The sequence below is a fragment of the Roseobacter sp. genome, assembly GCF_024639605.1.
Lineage (GTDB): Bacteria > Pseudomonadota > Alphaproteobacteria > Rhodobacterales > Rhodobacteraceae > Roseobacter.
The window spans coordinates 1-6,034 of record NZ_JAHEHZ010000174.1 but is presented as its reverse complement, the minus strand read 5'-3'; the positions used below and the strand labels follow the sequence as shown (position 1 = coordinate 6,034).

At 62.3% G+C, this 6,034-nt stretch carries 8 protein-coding genes; 3 read left to right on the top strand and 5 right to left on the bottom strand.

All coding sequences use genetic code 11. The features are described 5' to 3' along the window. Positions 1-613 precede the first annotated feature (613 nt). Together Q0M35_RS16525 and Q0M35_RS16520 are read left to right on the top strand one after the other, a co-directional pair. The gene (locus Q0M35_RS16525; RefSeq protein ID WP_295317370.1) at positions 614-832 is read left to right on the top strand and encodes a hypothetical protein; all 219 of its coding nucleotides are present in this window, start codon (positions 614-616) and stop codon (positions 830-832) included. Between the two features lie 100 nt (positions 833-932). Further along, positions 933-1,610, top strand: a complete 678-nt coding sequence (locus Q0M35_RS16520) for a hypothetical protein (RefSeq protein ID WP_295317371.1) — start codon at positions 933-935, stop codon at positions 1,608-1,610. Here the strand turns inward: Q0M35_RS16520 and Q0M35_RS16515 are convergent, their stop codons facing one another. Continuing rightward, positions 1,611-2,009 (bottom strand): c-type cytochrome, encoded by a 399-nt coding sequence (locus Q0M35_RS16515; RefSeq protein ID WP_295317369.1) that lies wholly within the window; start codon positions 2,007-2,009, stop codon positions 1,611-1,613. 100 nt (positions 2,010-2,109) lie between these two features. Between Q0M35_RS16515 and Q0M35_RS16510 the strand changes: the two genes are divergently transcribed. Then, a complete protein-coding gene (locus tag Q0M35_RS16510; RefSeq protein WP_295317368.1) occupies positions 2,110-2,565 on the top strand; it encodes a DMT family transporter in 456 nt (151 codons plus the stop codon). On the opposite strand, the gene Q0M35_RS16505 is transcribed toward Q0M35_RS16510, so the two are convergent. From Q0M35_RS16505 to Q0M35_RS16490, 4 genes are all read right to left on the bottom strand, one after another. Continuing rightward, the gene (locus Q0M35_RS16505; protein WP_295317367.1) at positions 2,528-3,523 is read right to left on the bottom strand and encodes an Ldh family oxidoreductase; all 996 of its coding nucleotides are present in this window, start codon (positions 3,521-3,523) and stop codon (positions 2,528-2,530) included. The genes Q0M35_RS16510 and Q0M35_RS16505 overlap by 38 nt on opposite strands. Positions 3,524-3,577: 54 nt before the next feature. Beyond that, on the bottom strand, positions 3,578-4,267 hold the full coding sequence (locus Q0M35_RS16500) for an ABC transporter ATP-binding protein (protein WP_295317366.1): 690 nt from the start codon (positions 4,265-4,267) through the stop codon (positions 3,578-3,580). Beyond that, on the bottom strand, positions 4,260-5,546 hold the full coding sequence (locus tag Q0M35_RS16495) for a lipoprotein-releasing ABC transporter permease subunit (RefSeq protein ID WP_295317365.1): 1,287 nt from the start codon (positions 5,544-5,546) through the stop codon (positions 4,260-4,262). The genes Q0M35_RS16500 and Q0M35_RS16495 overlap by 8 nt, the downstream gene beginning before the upstream one ends. A 54-nt stretch (positions 5,547-5,600) precedes the next feature. Further along, positions 5,601-6,034: DUF2937 family protein (locus Q0M35_RS16490; protein ID WP_295317364.1), on the bottom strand; the 434-nt coding region annotated here is incomplete at its 5' end.

The window sequence follows — 6,034 nt, the reverse complement described above, 5'->3', positions numbered from 1 at the left end:
GGGCGCTTGCTCTAGCATTGCTTGCTTTCTGTTTACCGCTGCGGGTTGGGAAGTCCATTTTCGAACTTCTGGATAGCTAAAATTACCTCGAATTGATTAGATCAACAGCCCGAGGCCCCGCCTCGGGCCGCTACGTCCGGGTCTCCGACCGTTCAGCCCTGAAACCTTCCACCGGAAGGTTTCCGCGACGGGCATCACCCCTCCCCACGGGAGGGCGCACTGCGTTTGCCCCGGGCTTCGCCCTCTCCGGCCTCAAACGCGCCACTGGCGCCTTTGCAAGACGGCCTCCGACCCAGGGTCTGTCGCGACCCTGATTATGTGTCGCGCCATATTCCCGCTACGTCCGGCGCTCCGCGCGTTCGTCCCCGCACCCACCAGTCTCACCGGCTATGCACCAGACCGGTGCACGTCCTGTGCACACTCTGTGCACGCCGGTCATACACCCGTTTTCCCCCTTTGGGCTCCTTCAGCAGGGCTGACGCGGGGGCCCGTAGCCAGCCCTTGTATCGGCGGCATGTACACCGGTTCAGAATTTATTTTGCCTCTGCTGAAACTGCGCAGAACACTCTCACGTGGCTGAGACACAGACAAACCAACCAACAGAGGAAATCTCATGTCACTCGTTAAAACACTGACCCTTATCGTTTTCACCACGGCACTTGCCACCGGCGCTCTTGCCAAAGGCCACGATCAGGGACGCACAGACACCCCGGGCGGCCCCGATGCCCGTACTGAAACCGCCGAAGGCGCACACGCCGGTGTCGGCAAAGACACCGACAATATCTCCGAAAAAGGCGCTGCGGCCCGCGCGTCCAAAGGAAAGCCCGAGTAAGCACTCTGCGCGCCGGACTTTCGGGCCCGTCGATCACAAATCGATCAGACGTGCGGATAGGGGCTTGATCCCGCCGCACGTTTCGGGCCCTGCTGAGGTCATGCGTATCGTTCTGATCTTTATGATCTTCCTGGCGGGCTGCGGCCGGCCCCTCACAGATAACGAAGCGGCATTCGCGCGCACGCTGCACGGTGACACGCTGAAGACGGACCGGGTGCGTGTCGTGAATGGCGCGCCGACCCGCGCGGTCACTTTCCGGCGCGAGGCGCGCCCGCGCACGACCTGTCGCCAGCGCATCCTGCCCCCCATCGAGGAGGCCGTGGTAACCTCCAAACCCGCAGCCGTGGCACTCTGGAACACGGTCCTTTTTGACCGCGACTGGTACACCGAAGACTATGTGCCGGACTATCCCGGTCAGATCGGGCTGGTGGCGGCGATGCTCTTTGCCCATGAGATGCTGCATGTCTGGCAATGGCAGAACCGGCGCGTGACGGGTTATTCACCGCTGCGCGCCGCCTTTGAGCATGACGGGGGCGGTGATCCTTATCTTTTCGACCTGGCAGAGGCGCCGGAGTTTTCGGACTTCGGGTTTGAGCAGCAAGGCGCGATCATGGAGGAATATATCTGCTGCAGAGCCCTTGCGCCGCAGGCACCGCGCACGCAACGGCTGCATGATCTGCTGTCGCAGGCGATGCCGGTCTCGCCCCTGCCGCAGTCGCGGGCCTGGTCGGTCGGCCTGCCCTGGGACGGGGTTGAGCTGAACGGGATCTGCAGGTGATTACCGGCGCTGCACGGTTTGCAGCCAGTCGATGATGGCGGCCTGTGGCTGCGCGACGGCCATTGTGCCCGACCCGGTGCGCAGTCTGCGTGTCTGCTTGCTTTGCAGCGGCGGGATATCCGCCATCCGGCGCCGGGGTTGCGTGCCGAACGAATAAGCCTCCAGAATCCATGCGACACGCGCCACCGGAAAGTCTCCGCCATTCTGAGCGGCCAGCACCGTAAGATCAGCAGGCGTCCGCCCGAGGCCCGCCACATTCGCGCCGCCACCGCCGCGCGCATCACCGCCATGACAGACGGCACAATGAGCTGCAAACAGCGCCGCACCCTCTTCGGTGTGCCCGCCGCCACAGGCCGTCAGAGCCAGAGCCGCGCAGAGCACAAGAAATCTCCCGGTCATATCGCCTCCAGACTGTCCGGCCCGTCAGCCAAAGCCGCTTGCCGACATGGCCTCACAAGGCCATGCTCACGTTAGGATCAGGTTAAAGGAGCCCGTCTGAATGACCCAGCATGCCATTATCATGACACTCGCAGGGATCGGAATCCCGTTGCTTGCTGCACTCAACGCGGCTCTGGGCCAGCGGATCGGCTCGCCAGCGGCGGCTGCGACGGTGCTCTTTGTGGTCGCCTTCGCCAGCTGTGCCATGGTGATGGTCATGACAGGCACAGGCGCGCTCTCACGGCTGAGCCTTGCACCGAAACATCTTTTTCTGGGCGGTGTTCTGGTCGCCTTTTACGTGCTCAGCATCACCTGGATCGCGCCGGTTTTCGGCATCGGAAACGCGATTTTCTTCGTTCTTCTGGGACAGCTCATCAGCGCGGGCGTCATCGATCATTTCGGTCTCTTCGGGGCACGGCTTTCGCCGATGACCGGCACGCGCGCCTTCGGGATCGCCCTGATGGCCGCCGGCGTCTTTTTCACGCAGAAGGTCCAGGCCCCTCCGCCAGTTCTGTGATCCGCGCCCATACCGCGTCCAGCACATCGACCTTTTCCGCCGCCGTCCGGTTTTGCCCGGGCATCCGCGTGCCTTCATCAAGCGCCATGATCTCTACCAGCGCCCTGAGCCGGGCGGCAAAGCCGGAAGATACACCGGGATCCATCAGTATATAAAACTGGCCCAGATCATGTGGCGGCCCGTTTCTGGCCTTAAGCGGTTTAACATCGCGCGACAATGCGGAGCCTGTCATCCCGGCGGCCAGCAGTTCAGCCATAAGCCCGAAGCCCCAGCCTTTGTATCCGCCAACAGAAACCAGCGAGCCCTGCAGAGCCGCGTCCGGGTCGGTTGTCGGGGCACCCGAGGCGTCGAGGGCCCAGCCCTCGGGGATGGGTTTCCCGGTGGCTTTGGCCATAGTGATTTTTCCGAGCGCGACGGTTGTCGTCGACTGATCAAACTGCATTGCGATACCACCTGCGCCGTCAGGCACGGAGAAAGCAATCGGATTGGTGCCGATGACGCGCGTTTTCCCTCCGGGCGGTGCGACGATCGGCGAGGCATTGGTAAACCCAAGGCCGATCAGCCCGGCACGCGCGATCTGTTCTGTGAAATACCCCAGCGATGTGCAGGTATGCGCATGAGCAACCGCCAGCGTGGCCACGCCGTTTTCGCGCGCAGCATCGAGGGCCGGTACCAGACCATGGGCAAAGGCCGGCTGCGCAAACCCAAAAGCCGCATCCACGTGCACAGCTCCCGGTCGGGGTTTGGTGACCACGGGATCGGCATCGCCGGTCACTCTGCCGCTTTGCAGCTGATGACAGTAGCTTTCCACGTAATAAAGACCGCAGATCCGGTTACCATGGCTTTCCGCCGCGGCCACGGCACGCGCCACTTCGGCAGCAGCAAAGGGCGAAGCACCATGCGCACGCAGGGCAATTGCAGTTGTTGACTCAATTTCTTCGACGGAAAGAACTGGCATAGCGGTCACCTCTTTCGCACAGTTGTGCGCAAGGCATCCGCAAGGTCAAGTTCTTCAGGACCGCTCGCTCACCAGCTGACCGCCATCAAGGAAAATCCGCCGGTCCATGCGTGCGGCAAGACCCGGGTTATGGGTCGCAATGAGCGCACATAGCCCGGTGCGCCGCACCAGATCCATCAGCGTGTCAAAGACCTGATCCGACGTGTGAGGATCAAGATTGCCGGTCGGCTCATCAGCAAGCAGCAGTGCCGGTTCATTTGCCATGGCACGGCAAAAAGCCACCCGCTGCTGCTCGCCACCCGACAGTGCAGCAGGCCGGTGACCGGCACGCGGTGCCACACCGACCGATGTCAGCAGCTCCATTGCGCGTTCTTCGGCCGCACGGCGCTTCGTGCCGTTGACCAGCTGCGGCAGAACGATGTTCTCCAGCGCGGTAAACTCGGGCAGGAGATGGTGAAACTGATAGATGAACCCGACATCCGAGCGCCGCACCGCGGTACGTCTGCCGTCGGAGCGTCCGGTCATATCCTCACCGCCGATATGCACCGTTCCCGCATCCGGCGTATCCAGCAGACCCGCGATATGCAGCAGGGTCGATTTACCTGCCCCTGAAGGCGCGACAAGGGCCACGACTTCCCCCGGCGCGAGATCCAGACCGACACCGCGCAGCACCGTCACCTCATTGGGGCGTCCGGTATTATAGGCTTTGGTGATGCCTTTGAGGGACAGCACCGGGTCACTCATACCGCAGGGCCTCTACGGGATTCATCCGCGCCGCTTTACGGGCCGGAAAGATCGTGACCACAAAAGACAGCCCCAGCGACAACGCCATGGCCGAGAGCACATCATCAAGATGCAGTTCCGCCGGCAGGGCATATATACCCCGGATCGCCGGATCCCAGACGCCACCGCCCATCATCATGTTCACAAAAGAGAAAATCGGATCGATATAAAGCGCAAAGAGCGAACCGAGGATCACCCCCATCAGTGTGCCGGCGATGCCTGTCGATGCGCCACAGATGAAAAACACCCGCAGCACAGAACCCTCGCTCAGCCCCATCGTGCGCAGAATACCAATATCGCGCCCCTTGTTCTTGACCAGCATAATCAGCCCGGAGACGATATTCATCGCCGCGATCAGCACAAGGATCGACAGGATGATGAACATAACGTTGTCCTCAACCTCAAGCGCGCGCAGGAACCCGCCCGAGGCGTCGCGCCAGGTCCAGACCTGGGTGCCTGGTCCCGCCGCCTGCAAAAGCGCAGGCGTGATAAGATCGACGGCTTCGGGCTCTTCGATCATCACCTCGATCTCATCTGCGGTGTTCTCTTTATTGAAGAACACCTGAGCCTCTTCGAATGGCAGATAGGCGCGCGTGCGGTCGATGTCATAGCGGCCTGCGGAGAAGATAAAGACCACGTCATAGGCATTGATGCGCGGCGACGTGCCAAAGGCGGTTTTCACCCCGTCAGGTGAAATGAGCCGGATTTTATCGCCGATGCCCACGCCAAGCTCACGGGCAAGCCCGGATCCCAGCGCGATCCCATCCTCGAAGGCACTGATATCACCCAGTGCTGCATCAGAACCGGCAATGCCAGGCAGGCTCTGGAAATCCGTCGCGGCGATGCCGTAAAGGTCGATGCCCGAGTTGCGCCCCTGCCCCGCACCCATCACCTGCGCGCGGATGAGCGGCGCGGCACGGGTCACACCCGGCACGGCGGCAAGGCGCGCAGCCATGTCATCGAATTCCGTAATGCTGCGGTCCACCCGGCCCGTCGCATCAACCTCACCAAAGGTATAAACTGTTACATGCGCATTAGCACCGAGGATCGTGCCCACAAACTCCGCACGGAAGCCTGAGCGCACAGCCAGCGTCGCGATCAGTGCAAAGACCGCCAGCGTAATGCCGATGAGGCTGATCCAGGTCATCGTGCTGACGCCCCCCTCGGCCCGGCGGGCACGCAGATAGCGCCAGGCGATCATCCACTCAAATGCGGCAAAGGGGGCGGTTTGTCCGGCCATATCAGTTCCCGGTCTGCAACGTTGCGCGCAACCTGATGCTTTGGCCAGGGCGGGTCAAGCAGTCATCGGCCGACGGCGGCGCGACGGCACGATCAGCATCCGGCAGAACCAGAGGGCAAACCATGTGGCGGCAAACCCTGCACCGGCAAAGATGAGCGTAGCAAGCTCCAGCGGGAGCACCGGGCGAAAGGCCTGCCATGCGCGGGAGGCGATTTGCGGGTCGGTCATCCGGGGCGCATTCCACGCGCGCATGAAGGGGCCAAGATCTTCCAGTACTGCAAGATCAGCCGCAAGAGCCGCGTGACGGGCAAAGGTCCGCTCCATATCGGCCCTGCGGCTGGTCACAAAGGCGGACCCGGTCATCTGTGCCAACGCATCGGCACGGCTAAGCCCCAGCGCCGCGGCAGAGGTGTCAAAGTCGCGCACCACTTCGCCAAGCGCATCCACGGTGCCGCCGAGGCGTTGCAGATATTGCTGAGAATAGGCGG

Bases quoted from the DNA above. Each gene is read 5' to 3' on its own strand.
- Q0M35_RS16525 (WP_295317370.1), top strand. From the start codon at position 614: ATGTCACTCGTTAAAACACTGACCCTTATCGTTTTCACCACGGCACTT.
- Q0M35_RS16520 (WP_295317371.1), top strand. From the start codon at position 933: ATGCGTATCGTTCTGATCTTTATGATCTTCCTGGCGGGCTGCGGCCGG.
- Q0M35_RS16515 (WP_295317369.1), bottom strand. From the start codon at position 2,009: ATGACCGGGAGATTTCTTGTGCTCTGCGCGGCTCTGGCTCTGACGGCC.
- Q0M35_RS16510 (WP_295317368.1), top strand. From the start codon at position 2,110: ATGACCCAGCATGCCATTATCATGACACTCGCAGGGATCGGAATCCCG.
- Q0M35_RS16505 (WP_295317367.1), bottom strand. From the start codon at position 3,523: ATGCCAGTTCTTTCCGTCGAAGAAATTGAGTCAACAACTGCAATTGCC.
- Q0M35_RS16500 (WP_295317366.1), bottom strand. From the start codon at position 4,267: ATGAGTGACCCGGTGCTGTCCCTCAAAGGCATCACCAAAGCCTATAAT.
- Q0M35_RS16495 (WP_295317365.1), bottom strand. From the start codon at position 5,546: ATGGCCGGACAAACCGCCCCCTTTGCCGCATTTGAGTGGATGATCGCC.